Source organism: Corallococcus sp. CA047B (genome assembly GCF_003612065.1).
Taxonomy (GTDB): domain Bacteria; phylum Myxococcota; class Myxococcia; order Myxococcales; family Myxococcaceae; genus Corallococcus; species Corallococcus praedator.
In genome coordinates, this window is record NZ_RAWD01000131.1 from 1 (window position 1) to 24,578 (window position 24,578).

1 protein-coding gene is annotated in these 24,578 nt (G+C 70.9%); it reads right to left on the minus strand.

All coding sequences use genetic code 11. The features are described 5' to 3' along the window. A partial coding sequence (locus tag D7X74_RS20745) for a non-ribosomal peptide synthase/polyketide synthase (protein WP_120534720.1) occupies window positions 1-24,578 on the minus strand: 24,578 nt, incomplete at both ends.

Genomic DNA, 24,578 nt, shown 5'->3' on the forward strand with positions numbered 1-24,578 from the left:
GGCGACGAAGGCGGCCGGCACCATGTACTCGGGCAGGTGCTTGCGCAGGTGCTCACGCAGGGGCGCGGTCTCTACCTCTGGTGCGACGTAGGCCACGAGGCGCGCATCACCGGGCATGTCCTCACGGACGAGGGCCACCGCGTCCCGGATGCCCGGGTGCGAGCGCAGGGTGGCTTCGATTTCCCCCAGCTCGATGCGGTAGCCGCGCAGCTTCACCTGGAAGTCCAGGCGGCCCATGAAGTCCAGCGTCCCATCCTCGCGCCAGCGGGCCTTGTCACCCGTGCGGTACAGCCGCGCTCCGGGCTCCGTACTGAACGGATTCGGAACGAAGCGCTCCGCGGTGAGGTCCGGACGGCCCAGGTAGCCGCGCGCGAGTCCTTCACCGGAGAGGCACAGCTCGCCCTGCGTGCCGAAGGGCACCAGCCGCTGCTGCGCGTCGAGGATGTACGCCCGCACATTGTCCAGCGGCCGGCCGATGACGGGCAGCGACTGCGCCGCGTCCTGGATGGCCCAGGCCGTCGCGTTGACGGTGTTCTCGGTGGGGCCGTACATGTTGAAGGCGCGCGTGCGCTTCGTCGTGGCCAGCCGCCGCCACGTCACTTCATCCATCGCCTCCCCGCCGACGAAGATCAGCGCCGGCACGTGGGCGCGCTCCAGCAGGCCTGCGTCCAGCAGCAGCTTGAGCTGCGACGGCGTGCAATCCAGCGCGTCGATGCGCTGCGCTTCCAGCCACGAGAGCATCGCCTCCGGGTCCTTGCGCGTCTCGTCGGGGACGAGGCACAGGCAATCCCCATCGAGGAGCTGGATGACCTGCTCCATGGACGCGTCGAAGAACAGCGGCGCGTTCACGCTGACGCGCAGGCTGCGCCGCGGCTGCGTGTAGATATCGCGCGCCATCGCTTGATGCAGGTGGAGCACGGAGCGGTGCTGCACCGCCACCCCCTTGGGCGTACCTGTCGAGCCCGACGTGTAGAGCACGTAGGCCAGGTTCTCCGGCCCTACGTTGGAGGCCAGGGCCTCCGATGACAGCCCCACCCAGGGCTTCTGTTCAGCGTCGAGGCACACGACGGTGCCCACGTCGGGCCGCCACGCCTCCGCCAGGGCCTGGGTGGTCAGCAGCACGGATGCGCGGCTGTCTCCCAGGATGAAGGACCGACGCGCGGTGGGGGCCGCCGGGTCGAGCGGCACGAACGCTCCGCCGGCCTTGAGGACGGCGAGCAGCGCGACGATGGAATCGGCCGACCGCTCCAGGCACAGGCCCACCGTGACTTCAGGACCCACGCCCAGCGAGCGCAGGTGTCGGGCGAGCTGGTTGGCGCGGGCTTCGAGCTGCCGGAAGGACAGCGTTGTCCCTTCGAATTCCACGGCGTCCGCATTCGGCGTGCGGGCCACCTGCGCTTCGATGCGCCCATGCAGCGTGGCCCCACGGTCGAAGTCCGCGACGGTGCCACTCAGGTCGCCCAGCAGTCGCTGACGCTCCTCGGGACCCACGAAGGACAGGTCCGCGAGCGGCGCGTCGGGGCGCTCCAGCGCGGCCTCCAGCAGCACCCGCAGGTGAGTCATCAGGCGCTCGACGGTGGAGCGCTCGAACAGGTCCGTCGCGTAGTCGATGAGTCCAACGAAACCGTCCGCCACACGGCGGAGGTCCAGGCTCAGTTCGAACTGCGAAGTGCCACGTGCCCCGATGTCGGCGGCCTTCACGGACAGGCCGGGCAGCACCAGCTCCGGAAGGGGCGCGTTCTGCAACGAGAACATCACCTGGAACAGGGGTGTGCGAGACAGATCGCGCGTCGTCTGGAGTGACTCCACCAGCCGCTCGAACGGGATGTCCTGGTGCTCATACGCGCCCAGCGTCGTGGTGCGCACCTGGGCAACAATCTGCCGGAACGAAGGCCGCGCGCCGAAGCTTCCGCGCAGCACCAGCGTGTTGACGAAGAAGCCGATGAGGCCCTCCGTCTCCGCGTGGCCACGGTTCGCGATGGGAGAGCCCACCAGCACGTCATCCTGCCCCGAGTACCGGTGCAGCACGGACTGGAAGGCCGCCAGCAGCACCATGAAGGGCGTGGCACCTTCACGCTGGGCCAGGGCCTCCACCTGCTCGGACAGCGCGCGCGGCAGGTGCACGGTCACCGCATCGCCGCGCCGGGAGGCGACGGCCGGACGCGGCTTGTCGGTGGGCAGCTCCAACACGTGGGACGCACCCGCGAGCTGCTGCTTCCACCAGCCGAGCTGCGCCTCCAGCACCTCTCCCTGGAGCCAGCCGCGCTGCCACACGGAGAAGTCGGCGTACTGCACCGGCAGCTCCGGCAGAGCAGGGGCATGCCCCTGACGGAAGGCCTCGTAGAGGGCCGTCATCTCACGCACCAGCACGCCCAACGACCAGCCGTCGGACACGATGTGGTGCACGTGCAGCATCAACACGTGCTCCTGGGCGTCCAACTTGAGCAGCAGGGCGCGCATCACCGGCCCCTGCTCCAGGTTGAACGGGCGGTGGAATTCCACGCTGCCACGCCGCTCTGCTTCAGCCTGGCGCTCCGTCGCGTCCGCGAGGTCCGTGAGGTCCACGGACTCGAAGGGCACGGTGGCCCCGGCGTGGATGTGCTGCACGGGCTGACCCGCTTCCACTCGGAACGTGGTGCGCAGCGATTCGTGCCGCGCCATCAGCGCATCCAGGCTCTTGCGCAAAGCGCCTTCGTCCACCACTCCGGTGAGTCGCAACGGCAGCGGCATGTTGTAGAGCGTGGTGCCCGGCTCCAACTGATCGATGAACCAGAGCCGCTGCTGCGCGAATGACAGCGGCGGCGCGGACGTCCGATCCGCACGGGTGAGGGCCGGAGTCCTGGAGCGAGCAGCGTGAGCCAGCCGCCTGGCCAACCCCGCCACGGTGGGAGCACTGAAGAGGTCTCCCAGCGGCAACTCCACGCCCAGCGTGGACCGGATGCGCGACACCACCTGCGTGGCCAGCAGCGAGTGACCACCCAGTTCGAAGAAGTTGTCATGGCGTCCCACGGTGGGGATGCGCAGCACTTCACTCCACAGCGCGGCCAGGGCGACTTCCGTCGGCGTCTCGGGCGCTGCGTAGTTGCGTGAGCCGACCTGCGAGGCTTCCGGCGCGGGCAGGGTCTTGCGGTCCACCTTGCCGTTGGACGTCAGCGGCAGGGCAGGCAGCGCCATGACGGTGGCCGGGACCATGTACTCGGGCAGGTGCTTGCGCAGGTGTTCGCGCAGCGTCGAGGTGTCCACCTCCGGCACGACGTAGGCCACGAGGTGCGCATCACCGGCCACGTCCTCACGGACGAGGGCCACGGCGTCCCGGATGCCCGGGTGCGAGCGCAGGGTGGCTTCAATCTCCCCCAGCTCGATGCGGTAGCCGCGCAGCTTCACCTGGAAGTCCAGGCGGCCCATGAAGTCCAGCGTCCCGTCCTCGCGCCAGCGGGCCTTGTCTCCGGTGCGGTACAGCCGCGCTCCGGGCTCCGTGCTGAACGGATTCGGAACGAAGCGCTCCGCGGTGAGGTCCGGGCGTCCCAGGTAGCCGCGCGCGAGGCCTTCACCCGCGAGGCACAGCTCGCCCTGCATGCCGAAGGGCACCAGCCGCTGCTGCGCGTCGAGGATGTACGCCCGCACGTTGTCCAGCGGCCGGCCGATGACGGGCAGCGACTGCGCCGCGTCCTGGAGGGCCCAGGCCGTCGCGTTGACCGTGGTTTCGGTGGGTCCGTACACGTTGAAGGCGCGCGTGCGCTTTGTCGTGGAGAGCCGCCGCCACGTCACTTCATCCATCGCCTCACCACCGACGATGAGCAGCGCCGGCACGTGGGCCCGTTCGAGCAGGCCCGCGTCCAACAGGAGCTTGAGCTGCGACGGCGTGCAATCCAGCACGTCGATGCGCTGCGCTTCCAACCACGAGAGCATCGCCTCCGGGTCCTTGCGCGTCTCGTCGGGGACGAGGCACAGGCAGTACCCGTCCAGGAGCTGGATGACCTGCTCCATGGACGCGTCGAAGAACAGCGGCGCATTCACGCTGACACGCAGGCCGCGCTGCGGCTGCACGTAGATGTCGCGCGCCATCGCTTGATGCAGGTGGAGCACGGAGCGGTGCTGCACCGCCACGCCCTTGGGCGTGCCCGTGGAGCCCGACGTGTAGAGCACGTAGGCCAGGTTCTCCGGGCCCACGTTGGAGGCCAGGGCCTCCGATGACAGCTTTGCCCAGGGCTTCTGTTCAGCGTCGAGGCACACGACGGTGCCCACGTCGGGCCGCCAGGCTTCCGCCAGGGCCTGGGTGGTCAGCAGCACGGATGCGCGGCTGTCTCCCAGGATGAAGGACCGACGCGCGGTGGGGGCCGCCGGGTCGAGCGGCACGAACGCTCCGCCGGCCTTGAGGACGGCGAGCAGCGCGATGATGGACTCGGCCGACCGCTCCAGGCACAGGCCCACCGTCACTTCAGGACCCACGCCCAATGAGCGCAGGTGTCGGGCGAGCTGGTTCGCGCGGGCATCGAGCTGCCGGAAGGACAGCATCGTGTCCCCGAACGCCACCGCGTCCGCGCTCGGCGTGCGGGCCACCTGCCGTTCGATGCGGCCATGCAGCGTGGCCTCACTGTCGAAGTCCACAGCGGAACCACTCAGGTCGCCCAGCAGCCGCTGACGCTCCTCGGGACCCACGAAGGACAGGTCCGCGAGCGGCGCATCCGGCCGCTCCAGCGCGGCCTCCAGCAACACCCGCAGGTGCGTCATCAGGCGCTCGACGGTGGAGCGCTCGAACAGGTCCGTCGCGTAGTCGATGTGTCCGACGAAGCCGTCCGCCTCACGGTTGAGGTCCAGGCTCAGCTCGAACTGGGACGTGCCTCGGCCCCCGATGTCGGCGCCCTTCACCGACAGGCCGGGCAGCATCAACTCCGGGCGGGGTGCATTCTGAAGCGCGAACATCACCTGGAAGAGAGGCGTGCGGGACAGGTCGCGCGTCGTCTGGAGTGATTCCACCAGCCGCTCGAACGGGATGTCCTGGTGCTCATACGCGCCCAGCGTCGTGGTGCGCACCTGAGCGACGAGCTGCCGGAACGAAGGCCGCGCGCCGAAGCTTCCGCGCAGCACCAGCGTGTTGACGAAGAAGCCGATGAGGCCCTCCGTCTCCGCGTGGCCACGGTTCGCGATGGGAGAGCCCACCAGCACGTCATCCTGCCCCGAGTACCGGTGCAGCACGGACTGGAAGGCCGCGAGCAGCACCATGAAGGGCGTGGCACCTTCACGCTGGGCCAGGGCCTCCACCTTCTCCGCGAGGACGCGCGGCAGGTGCACGGTCACCGCATCGCCGCGCCGGGAGGCGACGGCCGGACGCGGCTTGTCGGTGGGCAGCTCCAACACGTGGGACGCACCCGCGAGCTGTTGCCTCCACCAGCCGAGCTGCGCCTCCAGCACCTCTCCCTGGAGCCAGCCGCGCTGCCAGACGGCGTAGTCCGCGTACTGCACCGGCAGCTCCGGCAGGGCAGGGGCATGCCCCTGACGGAAGGCCTCGTAGAGCGCCGTCATCTCCCGCACCAGCACGCCCAACGACCAGCCGTCGGACACGATGTGGTGCAGGTGCAACACCAGCACGTGCTCCTGGGCGTCCAACTTGAGCAGCAGGGCGCGGATCACCGGCCCCTGCTCCAGGTTGAACGGGCGGTGGAACTCCGCGCTGCCACGCCGCTTCGCCTCGGCCTGGCGCTCCGTCGCGTCCGCGATGCCGGTGAGGTCCACGGACTCGAAGGGCACGGTGGCCCCGGCGTGGATGTGCTGCACGGGCTGACCCGCCTCCACGCGGAACGTGGTGCGCAGCGATTCGTGCCGCGCCATCAACGCGTCCAGGCTCCTGCGCAGCGCGCCTTCATCCAGAGCGCCGGTGAACCGCAGCGGCAGCGGCAAGTTGTAGAGCGTGGTGCCCGGCTCCAGCTGATCGATGAACCAGAGCCGCTGCTGGGCGAACGACAGCGGTGGCGCGGTGGTCCGCTCCGCGCGGACCAGCGGGGGTGCCTGCGTCCGACTGGCACGGCCCAGCTTCTCCGCCAGCGTGGCCACCGTGGGCGCGCTGAAGAGGTCTCCCAGCGGCAGCTCCACGCCCAGGGTGGACCGGATGCGCGACACCACCTGGGTGGCCAGCAGCGAATGACCACCCAGCTCGAAGAAGTTATCGTGCCGTCCCACGGCGGGCACGCGCAGCACCTCGCTCCACAGCGTGGCCAGGGCGATCTCCGTCGGCGTCTCGGGCGCCACGTAGGTGCTCGCGGCGGGCTGCGAGATTTCCGGCGCGGGCAGCGCCTTGCGGTCCACCTTGCCATTGGGCGTCAGCGGTAGGGCCACAAGGGGGACAAGGAGCGACGGCAGCATGTACTCCGGCAGCCGCTGCGCCAGGAACGCGCGCAGCACGGCCGGCTCGACGTCCTGGTGCAGGGCCACGTAGGCCACCAGCTTCTTGTCGCCGGGCACGTCCTCGCGCACCACCGCCACGGCCTCACGCACGGATGCGTGGGCCCGCAGCGCGGCTTCCACTTCCGCCAGCTCGATGCGGAAGCCCCGCACCTTCACCTGGTGGTCCACTCGGCCCAGGAACTCCACCACGCCGTCCGGCCTCCAGCGCGCCAGGTCGCCCGTGCGATACAGGCGCTCACCCTGCGTCGCGGCGAAGGGATGCGGGACGAAGCGTTCGGCGCTCAGGTCCGGACGCGACAGGTAGCCGCGCGCCAGGCCCTCACCACCGATGAACAGCTCGCCCGGGATGCCCGGAGGCACCGGCTGGCCGTTGGCGTCCAGCACGTAGAGCTGCGTCTCGCGGAGGGGACGGCCAATGGGAATGGACGTGCCCACCTGGGCCGCGTCCGTCATGCGGTGCGTGGACGCGAAGACCGTCGTCTCCGTCGGGCCGTAGCCGGCGCTGACGGGAATGCCCAGTGTCTCCAGCACCCGGCGAACCTGGGGCGCCGGGACGACATCGCCTCCGGTGATGATCTGCCGCACCCCGCGCAGGGCTTCCAGCTTCAGCTCCACCACCTGCGCGAAGAGGCCCGCGGTCAGGAACAGCGTATTGACGCGATGCCGGTGGACGGTGCTCGCCAGCAGCTCCAGATCCGAAGGCGAGCTGGGCGGGAAGACGACGAGGCGCCCGCCGAAGAGCAACGGACCCCACACCTCCAGCGTGGACGCGTCGAACGAGATGGGCGAGATGAGCAGGAACGCCGTGTCCGGTCCCAGGTCCACGTAGGACGCGTCGTGCAGCAGGCGCAGCACGTTGCGGTGCTCCACCGCCACGCCCTTGGGGCGGCCGGTACTGCCGGACGTGAAGTCCACGTACGCCAGATGGCGCGGCAGCGTGCCCGTCACGGGACGGGATGCGGGCTGCTCCTCCAGCCGCAGCTCCTCCACCAGGAGGCAGGGGACCTCCTGCGAGACGGGCAGGGTGGAGCGCAGCGCGCGCGAGGTGATGAGCACCTGGGGCGGCGCGTCCTCCAGCATCGCGGACAGACGCTGCGTCGGGTACGAGGCATCCAATGGCACATAGGCGCCGCCCGCCTTGAGGATGGCGAGCAGGGAGACGATCAGCTCGACGGAGCGCTCCAGGCAGAGCGCGACGAGCGAGTCCGGGCCCACGCCGTGCTGGCGCAGCAGGTGGGCGAGCTGGTTGGCCCGCGCGTCCAACTGCGCGTAGCTCAAGCGCTGCTCCCCGAACTCCAGCGCGATGGCGTCCGGGCGCAGGTCGGCCTGCTGCTCGAAGAGGTCGTGGATGCGGACGTCCGGGTAGCCCCGAACGGGGGTGTTCCACTCCACCAGCACCTGTTGACGTTCCGCCGACGACAGCATGGACACGTCGGACAGCAGGGCCGAGGGCCGGGTCAGCGACAGCAGCGCCCGGGTCCAGTGACCCAGCACGCGATCCACCGCGTCCTTCGAGAAGCGCGACGGGTCGTAGCCCAGGTTGAACAGCAGCTCGTTGCCCGGCACCACCATGGCCGAGAGCGGGTAGTGGCTGGTCTCCGCGACGAGCAGGTCGCGGATGTCGAGCTCCGTGGAGCGCTTCATCACCGACTCATCGAGGGGGAAGTTCTCGAAGATCATCAGGGTGTTGAAGAGCGGCGTGCCTCGCGGCATGTCGCTCCAGCTCGCCGCGGTGACCAGCGGCGTGTGCTGGTGCTGTTCCAGGGCCCGCTGCTGCGTCTGGAGAGACTGGAGCCAGGGCAGCACGGGCGCCTGCTCGTCGGGGAGCTGGATGCGCACCGGCAGCGTGGTGATGAGCATGCCCAGCATGGCCTCCGCGCCCGGAAGCTCCGGAGGACGGCCCGCCAGCGTGGTGCCGAAGATGACGTCCTGCGTGCCGGCATAGCGCGCGAGCACCAGGGCCCACGCGGCCTGCACCAGGGTGTTGAGCGTCAACTGGTGCTGGCGCGCGAAGGCCTGGAGCGCGGTGGTGTCCTCCGACGACAGGAACAGCTTCGCGCTCTGCATCCGGACGGGATCGCCGGGCCGTGCGGTCGAGGGCTGCTCCGCGGGCACGGGCGTGGGGACGGACAGGCCGGAGAGCCGGGCGCGCCAGAAGCGCTCGTCCGAAGCGATGTCGGTCTGCTGCAACCACGCGATGTAGTCCCGGAACGGAGGCCTTGTTGAGGGCGCGGGCGTCGCTCCCGACCGGAAGGTGTCGTAGAGCGCGAAGACCTCCTCGAAGAACAGGCCGGAGCTCCAGCCGTCCAGCAGCAGGTGGTGGTGGTTCCAGATGAAGCGCCAGTGCTGATCCGCCAGCCGCACGCCCACCATCCGCATCAACGGGGCCCGCGTCACGTCGAAGCCGCGAGTGCGTTCGGCGGCCAGCATCCGCGTCAGCCCGGCCTGCTGCTCCTCCGGGGGCAGGTGCCGCCAGTCGTGCTCCTCGAACGGCAGCTCGGCGTGCGAGTGCACCACCTGGAGCGGGGCCTCCAGATCCCGCCACACGAAGCTGGTGCGCAGGATGGGATTGCGGTCCACCGCCGCCTGCCACGTCTTGCGGAACAACCCGATGTCCACCGCCGAGTGGATCGACCAGGAGCGCTGCTCGAAATAGAAGGAGGACTCCGGCGTCGCGAGGACGTGGAACAGCAGGCCCTGCTGGAGCGCGGAGAGCGGGTAGAGGTCCTCCACGGTGGGCCCCTGCGAGGCCAGCAGCCCGTCCAGCGCGGGCTGGGTGAGGCGCGCCAGGGGGAAGTCGCCCGGCGTCATCCGGCGCGAGTCCTCGGAGTGCCGCTGTTCGATGAGCGTGCGCAGGACCGTGAGGAACCGCTGCGCCAGGGTCTCGATGGTGGAGGCGTGGTGCAGGTGGTGACTGAAGCCGAAGTACATCCCCAGCCGCCCGTCCCGCACCGAGCCGTTCACGACCAGCACGTGCGTCCGGAGGGCCGTGGGTGCCACCGACGTGCCGACGGGGTCATCTCCCAGGGAGAAGAGGGTGCTGGCGTCAGACGCGCCGTCCAGTTGCCCCAGGTAGTTGAACGCCACCTGCGCCCGGGGGAAGGCGGCCATCCGCTGACGGAGGTCCGGGGGCCCCATGAAGCGCAAGAGTCCGAAGCCGATGCCCTGGTCGGGCCACTGGCTCAGCGTGTCGCGCACCGCGCGCAGGCTGTCGCCCGGCGTGCCTCCCGGAGGCAGCCGCAACAGCGCGGGCGCCATCGACGTGAACCAGCCCACGGTGCGTGACACGTCCGCGTCCGCGAACAGCTCCTGCCGGCCATGGCCCTCCACGTCGATGAGCGCGCTCGACTGGCCGGTCCATTCGCGCAGCGTGAGCGCGAGCGCGGTCAACAGCACGTCGTTGATGCGCGCCCGCCAGCCCGCCGACGTCTCCTGGAGCAGCAGCCGGGTCTCCTCCGCGTCCAACTGGACGGAGACCGCCCGCTGCGAACCGTGGGTGTTGGGACCCGCGGAGTCGACGGGAAGCGGGGCCACGTCCTTGCGTGCTTCGTCCAGCCACAGCGGTGTCTGGGCGTGCAGGGCGTCAGAGAGGGCGTGGGTCTCCAGCCGGCGCGTCCAGGACAGGAAGGACGTCGTCTTGCCGGGAAGCACGGCGGGGCGCCGCGCGCTCAGTTGCAGGTATGCGGTCTCCAGGTCCTCGACGAGCACACGCCAGGAGACGGCATCCACCACGAGGTGATGGATGAGGAGCAGCAGCCGCTGCTCCTGCCCGGGGCCGAAGTGGAAGAGGGCTGCGCGGACCAGGGGCGGCCGGGCCAGATCGAAGCGGGCCTGGAGGCGCTCCGCATGCTCCTCCATGGCGCGAGGACGGTCCTCTGGCGGAAGTCCGGAGAGGTCCACCTGGAGCAACTGGAAGGAGGCGTCCTCGGGCGTGGCGTTGTGCTGGCGCCAGCAGGTTCCCTCGCGGGTGAAGCGCAGGCGCAGGGCGTCGTGGTGGGAGATGAGCAACTGGAGCGCCTGCTCCAGGAACACCGGCTGGAGCGGCTGACGGGCCCGCAGCAGCACCGGCATGTTGAAGTGGTGAGCGTGTTCGGGATCGCCCTCCAGCAGCTCCAACTGGATGGGCGTGAGGGGCACCTCGCCCACCACGGGGCCCTGTTCCGCCACGCTGCCCGCGCTGAGCTTCGCCACGTTCGCCAGCGCGCCCAGGGTGGGGTGCTGGAAGAGGTCGCGCACGGAGATCCGCACGCCGGCCTGACGCGCGCGCGCGACGACCTGGATGCTGATGATGGAGTCGCCGCCCAGATCGAAGAAGTTGTCGTCCACGCTCACGCGCTCGACGCGCAGCACCTGGGTCCAGATCCCGGCCAGCCGCTGCTCCATCTCCGTGCGGGGCTCGATGTACTCACGCCGCGAGGCACGCAGCCCCTCCGGGGCCGGCAGGGCCTTGCGGTCCAGCTTCGCGTTCGCCGTCAGCGGCAGGGCCGTGAGGGGCACGAACGCCGACGGCAGCATGTAGTCCGGCAGCCGCTGTTCGAGGAACGTGCGCAGCACGGCCGGATCCAGGTCCAGGTCCTCGCTCGCGACAAAGTAGGCGACGAGCCGCTTGTCGCCGGGCACGTCCTCGCGCACCAGCGCCACGGCCTCACGCACGTAGGCGTGGGCCCGCAGCGCGGCCTCCACTTCCGCCAGCTCGATGCGGAAGCCCCGCACCTTCACCTGGTGGTCCACTCGGCCCAGGAACTCCACAACCCCGTCCGCCCTCCAGCGCGCCAGGTCACCGGTGCGGTACAGGCGTTCTCCTTGCGTCGCGGCGAAGGGGTTCGGAACGAAGCGCTCCGCGGTCAGGTCCGGACGCGACAGGTAGCCGCGTGCCAGACCGTCACCGCCGATGAAGAGTTCACCGGCGACGCCCGGGGGCACCGGCTGCCCGTGTCGGTCCATCACGTAGAGCTGCGTCGCGTTGACGGGCCGGCCAATGGGAATGGACGCGCCCACCTGGGCCGCGTCCGTCAGGCGGTACGTGGACGCGAAGACCGTCGTCTCCGTCGGGCCGTAGCCGTTGCTGACGCTGACGCCCAGGTACTCCAACACGCGGCGGACATGGTGCGCCGGCACGACGTCGCCGCCGGTGAGGACCTGCCGCATCCCCTTGAGCGCTTCGGGCTTCAGCTCCACCACCTGCGCGAAGAGGCCCGCGGTCAGCCACATCGTGGTGACGCGATGATCCTGGAGGGTGGACGCCAGCAGCTCCAGGTCCGACGGCGAGCTGGGCGGGAAGACGACGAGCCGCCCGCCGAAGAGCAGCGGAGCCCAGATCTCCAGCGTCGATGCGTCGAACGAGACGGGCGAGATGTGCAGGAACGCCACGTCCGGACCCAGGTCCACGAAGGACGCGTTGTGCAAGAGCCGCAGCACGCCCCGGTGCTCCACCGCCACGCCCTTGGGACGCCCGGTGCTTCCGGACGTGAAGTCCACGTACGCCAGATGGCGTGCCTGCGTCCCCGCCTGCACGGGTGACGTGGGCCGACCTTCCAGTCGCAGCTCCTCCACGAAGAGGCAGGGCAGGGCGTCATCCACCGCCAGGTTGTCGCGCACCTCCTGCGTCGTCAGCAGCAGCCTGGGCGGCGCATCCTCCAGCATCGCGGCCAGACGCTGCGCCGGGTACGCCGCGTCCAGCGGCAGGTACGCGCCTCCGGCCTTGAGGATGGCCAGCAGCGAGACAATGAGCTCAATGGAGCGCTCCAGGCACACGGCCACCAGCACATCCGGCCCCACGCCCTGTTCGCGCAGCAGGTGGGCCCACTGGTTCGTGCGCGCGTCCAGCTCCGCGTACGTCAGGCGCGTGTCCCCGAACTCCAGCGCCACGGCGTCCGGGCGCATCGCCGCCTGCGCCATGAAGAGGTCCTGGATGCACGCCTCGCGCGGGTACTCGCCGCCCGTCGCGTTCCACTCCACCAGCACCCGCTGACGCTCCGCCCCCCCCATCAGGGACAGGCGTGAGAGGGGCGCCTCCGGATTCGCGGTGACCTGACGCGCGAGCTCCACGAAGTGCTCCGCCATCCGTGCCAGGGTCGCTTCGTCGAAGAGCGCGGTGGGGTACTCGAAGCGGCAGGTGAGGCCCGCGCGGTTCTCCCAGACGTCCAGGCCCAGGTCGAACTTGGACGTGCCCGTGGAGACCTCCACCGGAGTCAATTCCAGCGACGGCAGCTGGGCCTTGGCATCCGGCGTGTTGAGGACGTTGAGGACCACCTGGAACAGGGGCGTGCGACTCAGGTCGCGCGGCAGGCCCAGCGTGTCCAGGATGCGCTCGAACGGCGCGTCCTGGCGCGCGTACGACTCCAACGCCTGGGTCCGCACCCGGCCCAGCAGCTCCGTGAACGACGGCGCTCCCTCCAGCCGCGAGCGGAAGGCCAGCGTGTTCACGAAGCAGCCAATCAGCCCCTCCACCTCGGGGCGCGTGCGGCCCGCGAGCGGCGTGCCCACCACGAAGTCGTCCTGGCCCGAGTAGCGCGACAACAGCGTCTGGAAGAGCGCCATCATCACCATGAACGTCGTGGCGCCCTGCTTGCGGCCCAGGGCCAGCAGCGGCTCCGCCACGTCGGCCGGGAACTGGAAGCGGTACAGCGCACCCGCGAAGGACTGCGCCGCCGGACGCGGTCGGTCCGTGGGCAGGACGAGCGTGGGGGCCCCGAGCAGTTGCTGGTTCCACCAGGAGACCTGCGCCTCCATCACGCCGCCTTCCAGCCAGTCGCGCTGCCACACCGCGTAGTCCGCGTACTGGATGGGCAGCGGCGGCAGCGGCGAGGACTTCATGCCCGCGCTGTACGTCGCGTAGAGCACCGTCAGCTCACGCGCGAGCACCATGGTGCACCACGCGTCGGACACCGCGTGGTGGAGCACCAACGCCAGCACGTGCATCTTCGGCTCCACGCGCAACAACAGCGCGCGGATGACGAGCTTCTCCAGATCGAAGGGGATGACGGCGTGGGCCTGGCACAGGCGCACCAGCTCCGCCTCGCGGGCCTCGGGCATCTCACCGGGGACGTCCACCCGCGCCAGGGGCAGGCCGCGCGCCGGGTGGATGAGCTGCACCGCCGTCTCACCCTCCAGCGAGTACGTGGTGCGCAGCACTTCGTGCCGGGCCACCAGTTCGTCCAGTGCCGCCTGGAGCGCGGCGACGTCCAGCTCGCCCGTCAGACGGAACGTGGTCGCGTTGTTGTATGCGCCGCTCTGGGGTTCCAACTGCTGGATGTACCAGAGCCGCTGCTGCGCGAAGGACAGAGGCAGCGGCTGATTCCGGGGCACCAACGGGATGGGCGGCGGTGCGCCAGGCACGCTCGGGGCCACGGGGCGAGGGGCCTCCGCCTTGGGACGCGCCACAGGCGCGGGCAGGCGGGACGGCAGCGTCACCGGCTCCATGCGTCCATCCGCGCGCATGCGGGCATGACGGCCGGTGCGATACAGCCGCGACGAGACCTCCGTCGGGTGCGGCACCAGCCGGCGGTGCCCCTCTTCCTCGGCCCTCCACAGGCCCCGGGGCAGACCCGCGCCCGAGAGGGCCAGCTCACCCACGACGCCCACGGGCACCGGCTGTCCCGTCGGATCCAGCACCCACGTCTGGAGGCTGGACGGGACGCGCTCGCCCGGGGCACGGGGCAGGAGCGCGCCCTCCACTGCGCTACCTGACAACAGCACCTCCACACCCGCGGTCCGTTGCAGCGCGGAGGCCAGCTCCGACGAGGCGCCCTCCAGCACCAACGCGCCCACGGAGCCCAGGGAGTCGCGCGCCCCGGGCAGCTCCGTCAGCGAACGCGCCAGCCGGGCCGACGTGTGCACCAGCACCGCGCCGGACTGTTTCGCCAGCGCGAGGAGGCTCTCCACGCCCTGGCCGCTCTCCACCAGCACCTGCTCCTGGCGCGCGGCGGCTTCGTGCTCCAGCAATTCGCGCACCCGGGCCAGCCGCCGCAGGCCCTCCAGCACCACCGGCGTCTCCAGGCCGAAGTCGATGAGGGCCGCCACCTCGTCCACGTCCGACACCTGCAACTCGCGCAGCCGCTTCAGGCCGCTCTCCATGGAGCCGACCAGGCCCGTCATCTTCGCGTGGTGCTCGAAGGTGTGCTCCAGCAGCGCGTTGATGTCGTCGGGCGACAGCTTGTTGATTTCGCCCTGGTAGCCCTGCGCCGCCAGCAGCGACGTGACGATGTCCGTGGAGCCCCGGAAGTAGCCCAGCAGCGGCTGGCGCACCGTGCGGAACACCTCCGCCTCGTCGTCGCCCAGGTACGTGTGCAGCATCACCGTGATGTGGCCCCGGCCCGGGTGGCCGTTGCGGCGCCACGCCTCGCGGTAGAGGGCCACCTTCGGCTTCATCTCCTCCAGCGAGTGCGACATCAGGCCTGTCAGCACGCCCGCGCCCAGCTCACCCGCCAGCCGGAACGTCTCCGGGTTCGCCGTCGCGGTGAGCCACACCGGCAGCTCCTTCTGCACCGGCTTGGGACGCAGCGACAGCTCCACCGTCGTGCCCGCGCCCGCCGGACGCGTCACCTTCTCGCCGCGCCACAGCGCCCGCAGCGTCTTCAGGTTCTTGAGCAGGATGTTGCGCCGGTCCTCGTAGTTGCCCGGCGCGAAGGTGAAGTCGTGCACGTGCCAGCCCGTCGCCACCGACATGCCCACGCGGCCCTGCGACAGGTTGTCCACCACGCTCCACTGCTCCGCGATGAGCAGCGGGTCATGCAGCGGCAGCACCACGCTGCCCGAGCGCAGGCGCAGATTCTTCGTGACGGTGGCGACGCCCGCGGCCACCACGGCCGGCTGCGGGTAGAGGCCACCGAAGGAGGCGAAGTGGCGCTCCGGCGTCCACACGGCGGAGAAGCCATTCGCGTCCGCGAACTTCGAGCCTTCGATGAGCAGCTCGTACTTCGGGCCGGTGAGGGTGTCCTCGTCGTTGGCGAAGTAGATGAGGCTCAGGTCCATCGCCTTGGCCCGGCGTCCGGCGCCGCCCAGGTTCACCAGTCGCGCCGTCACCTGCTCCGAGGGGAACACCACGCGCAGCCCGCGTGAGAGCGCCCACAGCGCTTCCAGGTCCGGACGGTCCGCGGCGGCCTCGCCCGCGGACAGCCACGCGCCGCCGTCGGTGGGGGACAGCCGTGCATCCAGCGCGACGAAGAACTCCGACAGCTCCAGGTGGCCCAGCGCCCACGCGGGCTGACCCGCGCCCATGGGCAGCAGCCACGCCAGGGTGTCGGCCCCATCGCGACCTGGCACCTCCGGGATGGAGGCCTCCGAGGGCGTGGCGACGTCTTCGACGTACAGCGTGCGCGAAGCCTCCACGCGCACGGAGGCGACGAGTTCACGCGAGGTGACGAGCACCGGCACGCGCGCGCCTTCGGGGGCATAGAGGGACACTTCGCCCAGGTCGGTGGGGCTCAGCGTGACCACCGCTCCACCAGCCTCCAGTACGGCCCACAGCGCGATGAGCTTCTCCGGCGAGGGCCGCAGGCTCACGGCCACGGGCGCGCCGTCCTTCACCCCGAGCGACCGCAGCCGTTCGGCCAGCGTCCGCACCTGGGTGCCCAATTGGCCCCAGGTCCAGTGCGCATCACCGCGAGACACGGCGATGGCGTCGGCCTGACGGGCGCGACGATCCGCGAGGAGGGCGGGCACGGAGGTGAAGCCGGCCACGGTGCGGGGCGTCGGCCACGCGCGGCGCTCGGCCTCCGTGGACAAGGGCAGGCGGGAGACCTGCGTGTCGGGCTTGGAGAGCGCCGCCGACAGCAGCACCTGGAAGTGCGCCATGAAGTGCTCGGCGAACGCGGCGTCGAACAGCTCCGTCGCGTACTCCAGCACGCCGTGGAGACGGCCGGGCGACTCGGAGAGCACGAGCGTCAGGTCGGCCAGGGTGGCGCCCCACTGCACGGGCGTGCCGGGCACCTCCACCAGCGAGCCGCGCATGCCCTTGAGCTCCAGCGTCATCGCGCCGGCGCTGACACCGGAGTGGAAGACGAACACGGAGTCGGCCATGCGGCCCTTGCCGATGTCCTTGCCGGGGACCAGTGCCTCCACCAGGTACTCGAAGGGCACGTCCGGACGCGCCTGGGCGTCGTTCACCTCTTCGCGAATCTGCGCGAGCATGTCGCGGAAGGTCGGCTCGCCCACGAAGCGCGTGCGGAACGCGGCCGAGTGCGCCACGTAGCCGATGAGCGGGAACAGCTCCGGCCGGGTGCGGTTCGCGATGGGCGTGCCGACGATGAGGTCCGTCTGGCCGCTGTAGCGGTGCAGCAGCGTCTGCCACGCCGCGAGCACCGTCATGTATGGCGTGAAGCCTTCACGCCGCGAGAAGGCCGACAACTCCCGGGCAAGCGCGGGCGGGAGTTCCATCGTCATGCGCGCGGAGTTGAGCGTGCGGCTGTGCGCGGTCCGAGGACGGTCGGTGGGCAGGTCGATCTGCCGGGGCATACCGGCGAGCCGCTGACGCCACCACTGCTCCTGCTCAGGGAGGCGCGCTTCCGCGATGCTCTGACGCTGCCACTGGCCGAAGTCCGCGTATTGGATCGGCAGCGGGGGCAGGGGAGACGGACGCCCCTGGATGAAAGCGTCGTAGAGCTGGCCCAGCTCCTGGACGAAGAGGGCCACGGAGAGCGTGTCGCAGACGATGTGGTGGATGCTCACCACCAGCATGTGCACGTGCGTGTCCAGGCGCACGAGCGTGGAGCGCATCACCGGGCCCTTGACGAGATCGAACGGCGCGGCGGCGTCCTCGCGGGCGATGCGCAGCGCTTCGGCTTCGCGGGTCTCCAGCGGACCCCGGAGGTCCACGCGCGTGAGCGGGATGCGGACGTGGGCGTGGAAGCGCTGGACGGGGCGGCCGTCCACCACGTCGTAGGTGGTGCGCAGGGCTTCGTGGCGGTGGACGATCTCCTGGATGCCGCGCTCCAGGATTTCGGCTTCCACGACGCCATCGAGCCGCAGGACGAACGGGATGTTGTACGCGGACAGGCCGGGAAGGTGCTGCTCCAGACGCCAGACGCGTTCCTGCACGAAGGACAGGGCCAGCTCTCGCGTGCGAGGCAGCGGCACCAGCGGAAGCTCCACGGACACCTGGGCCTGGGGGGCCTGCCGCAGCAGGGGCTCCAGGCGCTGGGCGATGCCAGCGACGGTGGGGGCTTCGAAGAGGGCGGCCAGCGGCAATTGCACGCCGAACGTGTCACGCACCTGGTTGAGGAGCTGGGCGGCCGTTAGCGAGTTGCCGCCGATCTCGAGGAAGTTCTCCTCGCGGCCGACGAAGTCCAGGCCCAGGCGCTCGCGCCACAGCGCGGCCACGCGTTCCTCGACGTCGCCTCGCGGAGCGTCCTCACGGCCCGCGGGGACGGCGGCGGGGGCCACGGCTTCGGAGGCCGTGTGCGCGGAGAGGCCCGGGAGCAGGGGACGCGCGGAGCTGTGCGCGGCTTCGGGCGCCGGATGGGAGGCCGCGCCCGTCGGGTGGTAGGCGCCCTCATGGAGCGACTGCGCGATGCTGGGCACGGACACGGGCGGCGGCGTGGCGCCGAACGGGTGCGTGCCACTGGCCGTCGGGAGGTTCGGAGAGGACGGGCCGGCGTGCGCCGGTGCCTCCGTGGGAGACAGTGTCACCGTGGCCACTCGGCCCGAGGGGGCCAGCGCGCCTTGGCCAGACTGGGTGGCCGGGGCGCGGCCCGCGAAGGGGGCGGACGCGGAGGATGACTCCTCACCGGAGGGAGTGCCGAACGCCGACGATGCGGTGTCCTGCGCTCCGTAGCTCGCGGTATGCGGAGCCACGGATCCGGACGTGGGATGCGCAGGCACGGAGCCCTGCGCTCCGTACGTCATGGGCACGCCCGACTGCGGCGCTGTCTGAGGCGCGGATCCATGCGTCCCAGGAGGCACAGGGGCCATCGGGCCGACACTGGCGCCCGGCGCCGTCACGCTGGCGGCTGACACGTTCTGCGGTGCACGCACGGGCGCACCCGGCGGCATGAACGAGGAGGGCAGGGCACGGGCTCGCGACTGCACCCACACGTCCTTCTCCTGGAACGCGTACGTCGGCAGGTGCAACCGCAGCCGCTGCTCATGCGCGTAGAACGCGCTCCAGTCCACGGCGACACCCGCGGTCCAGAGTTCGCCCACGCCCTGGAGCCAGCCCTGTTGCTCCGTCGTCGTCCCACCCCTGCGCAGCGTGGCCAGCGCGCGCACGCGGTCGCGGTCCTGCCCCAGGCTCGCGCGCACCAGCGGCGTCAGGTCCTGGCCGGGCCCCACTTCCAGCAACACCCCGCAGCCCTCTTCCAGCAGCGCACCCACCGCGTCGGTGAAGCGCACCGGCTGGCGCATCTGCTCCGTCCAGTACCCCGGCGCCGTCAGCTGCCCCGGACGCACGAACGTGCCCGTGAGGCTGGACGCGTACCGCACCGTCGGCTCGGAGCGGTGGAGCGAACCCACCACCCGCGCCAGCTCCGGCATCAGCGGCTCCACGTCCGCCGAGTGGAATGCATGCGGCGCGGGCATCCGCACCGCCCCCGCCTTGCGGCGCTCCAACTCCTCCTTCAACCGCTCCACTTCCTCCACTGGCCCGGACACCACGCACCGGTCCGGCGCATTCACGGCCGCGAGCGTCAGCCGGCCCGTCAGCAGCGGCACCACCTGCGTCTCCGGCAGCGCCACCGCGAGCATCGCCCCCGGCGGCATGCGGTGCATCAGCTCCCCGCGCGCCACCGCCAGCCGCATCCCATCCTCCAGGGACAGCACGCCCGCGACGCACGCCGCCGCGTACTCCCCGAAGCTGTGGCCCAGCACCGCATGCGGTGCCACGCCCAGGTCCTTCCACAGCAGCGCCAGCGACACCTGCACGCTGAACAACGCGGGCAGCGCCACGCGCGTGTCCGCGAGGCTCGCCGTGATGTCCGCGCCCTCCGCCGGCCGCAGCAACGCCGACACGCGGTCACGCAGCGGCGCGTCCATCAGCGCGAGGCACGCGTCCAGGTGCGCGCGGAACAGCGGCGAGGCCTCCGCCAGCTCGCGCCCCATGCCCACCTGCTGCGCTCCCTGACCGGAGAACACGAACGCCACGCGCGGCGCGCGGTTCGTGCCCTTCGTCGTGGCCGCCGGCTTCTGGAGCTGCTTCGCCAGGTCCGCCGCGTCCTTCACCACCAGCGCGCGGCGGAACTCGAAGACCTTGCGGCCCACCGCGTGCGTGAACGCCAGGTCCGCCAGCGACAACTCCGCCCCACCAGCCTGCGCGTGCGCGTCGAGCTGACGCGACGCTGCCTCCAGCGCCTCGGGCGTGCGCGCGGACAGCAGGACGAGCTGGTGGGAACGGGTGGTGGAACCACTCTGCCGCATGGGAGCTTCCTCGAGAATGGCGTGGGCATTGGTGCCACCAATGCCGAACGAGCTGACCGCGGCGAAGCGGGGCGTCTCACCCCGGGGCCACGAACGCAGATGGGTGTTGACGAAGAACGGGCCGGCCGCGAAGTCGATCTGCGGGTTGGGCCGCTCGAAGTGGAGGCTGGGCGGAATCTCGCCGTGGTGCAGCGACAGCGCGGCCTTGATGAGCCCCGCCAGACCCGCCACCGTGTCCAGGTGGCCGATGTTCGTCTTCAGCGACGCCAACGCGATGGTGCCCTGGTGCTCCGCACCCAGGCCGTACGCGCGCGTCAGCGCCGCCACTTCAATCGGGTCGCCCAGCGGCGTCGCGGTGCCGTGGGTCTCCACGTAGCCGATGGACTCCGGTGACACGCCCGCCTTGGCCAGCGCCTGCGTCACCACGGCCGCCTGCCCCTGCACGCTGGGCGCGGTGAAGCCGGACTTGTGCCGGCCGTCGTTGTTGATGGCCGACCCTCGGATGACGGCGTAGATGGCGTCGCCATCCCGCACCGCGTCCTCCAGGCGCTTGAGCACCACCGCGCCCACGCCGTTGGCCGCGAGCGTGCCCTGGGCCTTCTCGTCGAACGCTCGGCAGTGGCCATCCGGAGAGAAGATCATCCCCTCCTGGTGCACGTAGCCCGTGCGCTGCGGCACCGACAGGCGCGTCGCGCCCGCGAGGGCGATGTCGGACTGGCCCACCTGGAGGCTCTGGCAGGCCAGGTGCACCGCGACGAGCCCCGTGGAGCACGCGGTGTAGAGCAGCGTGCTCTCACCCGTCAGCCCCAGCTTGAAGGACGTCTTCGTCGCCATGCTCTCGTGCGTGGCGGTGCCGTGCAGCTCCATGTACGAGGCCGCGTCCAGCGGCATCGCCTGCCGCACGGCGTCCGTGTAGCCGGAGCTCGTGGCGCCCGCGTACAGCGAGATGGCCCCAGGGAAGCGGTCCGGATCCACGCCCGCGTCCTCAAGCGCCGCCCAGGCCGTCTGGAGGAACAACCGCTGCTGCGGGTCCGTGAACTGCGCCTCGCGCAGGGGCATGTCGAAGAAGGCATGGTCGAACTTCTCCACGCCTTCGATGACACCGCCCGCCGCGACGAAGGCCGGGTGGTGCCACAGCTCCAGCCCCTCCGGCAGCCCGGGCAGGTGCTCCAACTGCTCCGGCGTGAAGCGGGTGATGGACTCCACGCCGCCCCGCAGGTTGCTCCAGAACTCCTGCACCGACATGGCACCCGGGAAGCGACCCGCCAGGCCGATGATCGCGATGGCGCCGGACTCACCCGTCTTCGGGACTTCACGCGGACGCGGTGCGGGCGTGGGGGCCACGGGGGTGGCGGAGGGCGCGGGGCCTCCGGCTTCGCGCTCCATGCGCCGGGCCAGCTCGTTCACGGTGGGGTGCTCGAAGAGCCACACCACGGGGACGTCGCGCTGGAGGTCCTCGCGCAGGCGCGCGGCGATGCGCACCACGGACAACGACGTGCCGCCCAGGTCGTCGAAGAGGTGGTCATGCATGCCCACGCGGTCCGCGCCCAGCTCGCGGGCGAAGACGGCGGCCATCCGCTGCTCCAGCGGATCCGTCGGCTCCACGAAGCGGCCCTGACGGCCGGTGGACACGGCATCCGGCGCGGGCAGCGCCTTGCGGTCCACCTTGTTGCTGGGGTTCAGGGGCAGGGTGGCCAGCGTCACGAAGACCGACGGCACCATGTACTCGGGCAGCCGCTGCCGCAGGCCCGCGCGCAGGGCCGTGCCGTCCAGCACGTGGCCCTCCCGAGGCATCGCGTAGGCGACCAGTCGCTTGTCGCCGGGCACGTCCTCGCGCACCACGACGGCGACCTCCAGCACGGAAGGCAGGTCGCGCAGGGCGGCCTCCACTTCGGCCAGTTCGATGCGGAAGCCGCGCACCTTCACCTGGTTGTCGAGCCGGCCCAGGAACTCCAGCACGCCATCCTCACGCCAGCGGACCAGGTCGCCCGTGCGGTACAGCCGCCCGCCGGGCGTGATTCCCTGCGCATCCGGGACGAAGCGGTCCGCCGTCAACTCCGGCCGCGACACGTAGCCGCGGGACAGGCCATCGCCGCCCAGGTAGAGCTCGCCCGGCACGCCGACGGGCACCGGGTGCATCCGCGCATCCAGCACGTAGCCCGTCGTGTTGGACAGCATCGGCCCGATGGGCACCGAGCCGCTCCCCACCTGGTCCGGCCGCGACACCATGAAGGTGTTGGAGGCGACGGTGCACTCGGACGGACCGTAGATGTTGGTGACGCTGGTCGTTCCGGATTCGACGGCCTTGCGCACGTGGGGCGCGGAGATGATGTCCCCGCCCACGTGCACCTCGCGCAGATGCCCGAGGATGTCCGACTGGTGCTCCACGATCTGCGAGAAGAGCCCGGTCGGAATGTGGGCGTAGGTGACGCCGTGCCCCTTCACCATCCGGGTGACCTGCTCCAGGTCGCTCGCCTTGTGCTGGCCTGGGAAGATGACCAGCCGGCTGCCATGCAACAGCGGGAGCCACAGCTCCAGGATGGAGCCGTCGAAGGAGACGGGCGCGAGCAGCATCATCGTGTCGCCGACGCCGTAGTCCGCGTAGCTCTTCGAATAGACCAGCCGCAGCAGGCTGCGCTGCTCGATGCACACGCCCTTGGGCCGCCCGGTGCTGCCGGACGTGAAGATGACGTAGGCCAGATTGCGGGGGCCCACGTCCGTCACGGGCGCGGTGACGGGATGCGACTCGAGCGACAGCTCCTCCACGAAGAGGATCGGCGCGGCCCCTTCGGCGTGCTGGAACCGCCCGCGCAGATCGCGCCGGGTGAGGAGCAGGTGGGGCCGGGCATCCTCCAGCATGAAGGTCAGCCGCTGGGCGGGGTACGACGCATCCATCGGCACGTACGCGCCGCCCGCCTTGAGCGTGGCCAGCGCGCAGACGACGAAGGCCACCGAGCGCTCCAGGCACACCGCCACCAGCGTGTCCGGCCCCACGCCCCGGGCCACCAGCTCATGCGCGAGCTGGTTGCCGCGAGCATCGAGCTGCGCGTACGTCAGCCGTTCGTCCTCGGACTCCAGCGCGATGGCGTCCGGATTGCGTGCCACCTGGTGCGCGAACCAGGCCGCGACGCTGGTGTCGGAGGGGTAGGGGTAGACGGTGTCGTTGAAGTCGACGAGCACCTGCTGCCGTTCGGCTGGCGTGAGCCAGGGCAGCGAGGACAGCGGCGCGTCCGGTCCGGAGACCGCGGCCTCCATCAGCGTGCGCAGGTGGCCGGCCATGCGGGCCACGGTGTCGCGTTCGAAGAGGTCGGTGCTGTACTCGATGGCGCCGTGCAGTCCGTCCGGCGTCTCCGTGAGCAGCAGGCCCAGGTCGAAGCGCGCCGTGGCACTGTCCACGTCCAGCATGCGCAGCGTGAGGCCCGGCGCCTGGAGCGTCCCGGCCGGTGCGTTCTGGAGCGCGAAGATGACCTGCACCAGCGGCGTGCGGCCCAGGTCGCGTTGCACCTGGAGCTCTTCCACCAGCTTCTCGAACGGCAGGTCCTGGTGCTCGTACGCCGCGAACGTCGTGTCCCGCACCTGCGTCAACAGCGAGCGGAAGGACGCGTCCGGGTTGACGCGGGCGCGCAGCACCAGCGTGTTGACGAAGAAGCCGACCAGCCCCTCCAGCTCCCCCTGGTTGCGGCCCGCGATGGGCGAGCCCACCAGCAAGTCCTCCTGCCGGCTGTAGCGGGACAACAGCAACTGCCACACGGACAGCAGCGCCATGAACGACGTGGCGCCCTCCTGCCGGGCGAGTGCCCCCAACCGCTCACCCAGGACGCGGGGCAGGTGCAGGGGCAGGAGCGCGCCGCGAGGGGAGCGCTGCGTGGGACGGGGCTTGTCGGTGGGCAGTTCCAGGACGTGCGGCGCGCCCGCCAGCTGCTCCTTCCACCACGCCACCTGCTTCGCGAGCACATCACCCTGGAGCCAGCCGCGCTGCCACGACGCGAAGTCCGCGTACTGCACCGGCAGGGACGGCAGGGACGGCGTCGTCCCGGACGCGAACGCCGCGTAGGCCGTCGCCACCTCGCGCACCATCACGCCCACGGACCATCCGTCGGACACGATGTGGTGCATGCCCAGCACCAGCACGTGGTGCTCCGGGGCCAGCCGCAACAGCCGTGAGCGCAAGAGCGGACCGCTGCCCAGATCGAAGGGCCGCCCCGTCTCCTCCAGCGCCAGCCGGTGCACCGCTGCCTCGTGCTCCTCGGGAGGCAGGGCGCTCAGGTCCGTCATCGGCAACGTCCACGCGGGCGTGGGCTGGATGACCTGGATGGGATCGCGGCCCTTCAGCGCGAACGTGGTGCGCAGGGCCTCATGGCGCCCCACCAGCAGCTCCAGCGCGCGACGCAGGGCCTCCGCGTCCAGCGTGCCCTCCAGGCGCACGGCCCCGAGCAGCACGTACGGCGTGGCCCCGGGCTGAAGCTGGTCCAGCACCCACAGCCGCTGCTGCGAGAAGGACAGGGGCAAGTCTCCGTCGCGCGACACGCGGCGGAGCGCGGGCACGCGCGGTCCGTCCGAGCGCACCAGCAACTGCTCCTCCACCAGCTCCGTGACGCGGGCCACGGTGGACGCGGTGAAGAGGCCGCGCAGCGGCAGCTCCACCTGGAACGTGGCGCGCAGGCGGGAGATGAGCTGGGTGGCCAATAGCGAGTGGCCACCCAGGGCGAAGAAGTCGTCGTGCAGGCCCACGCGCTCCACGTGCAGCACGTCGCGGAAGAGGCCGGCGACGCGCTGCTGGAAGGGCGTCAGGTGCTCGGGGACGGTGGGAAGCGAGGCCGCGGCGG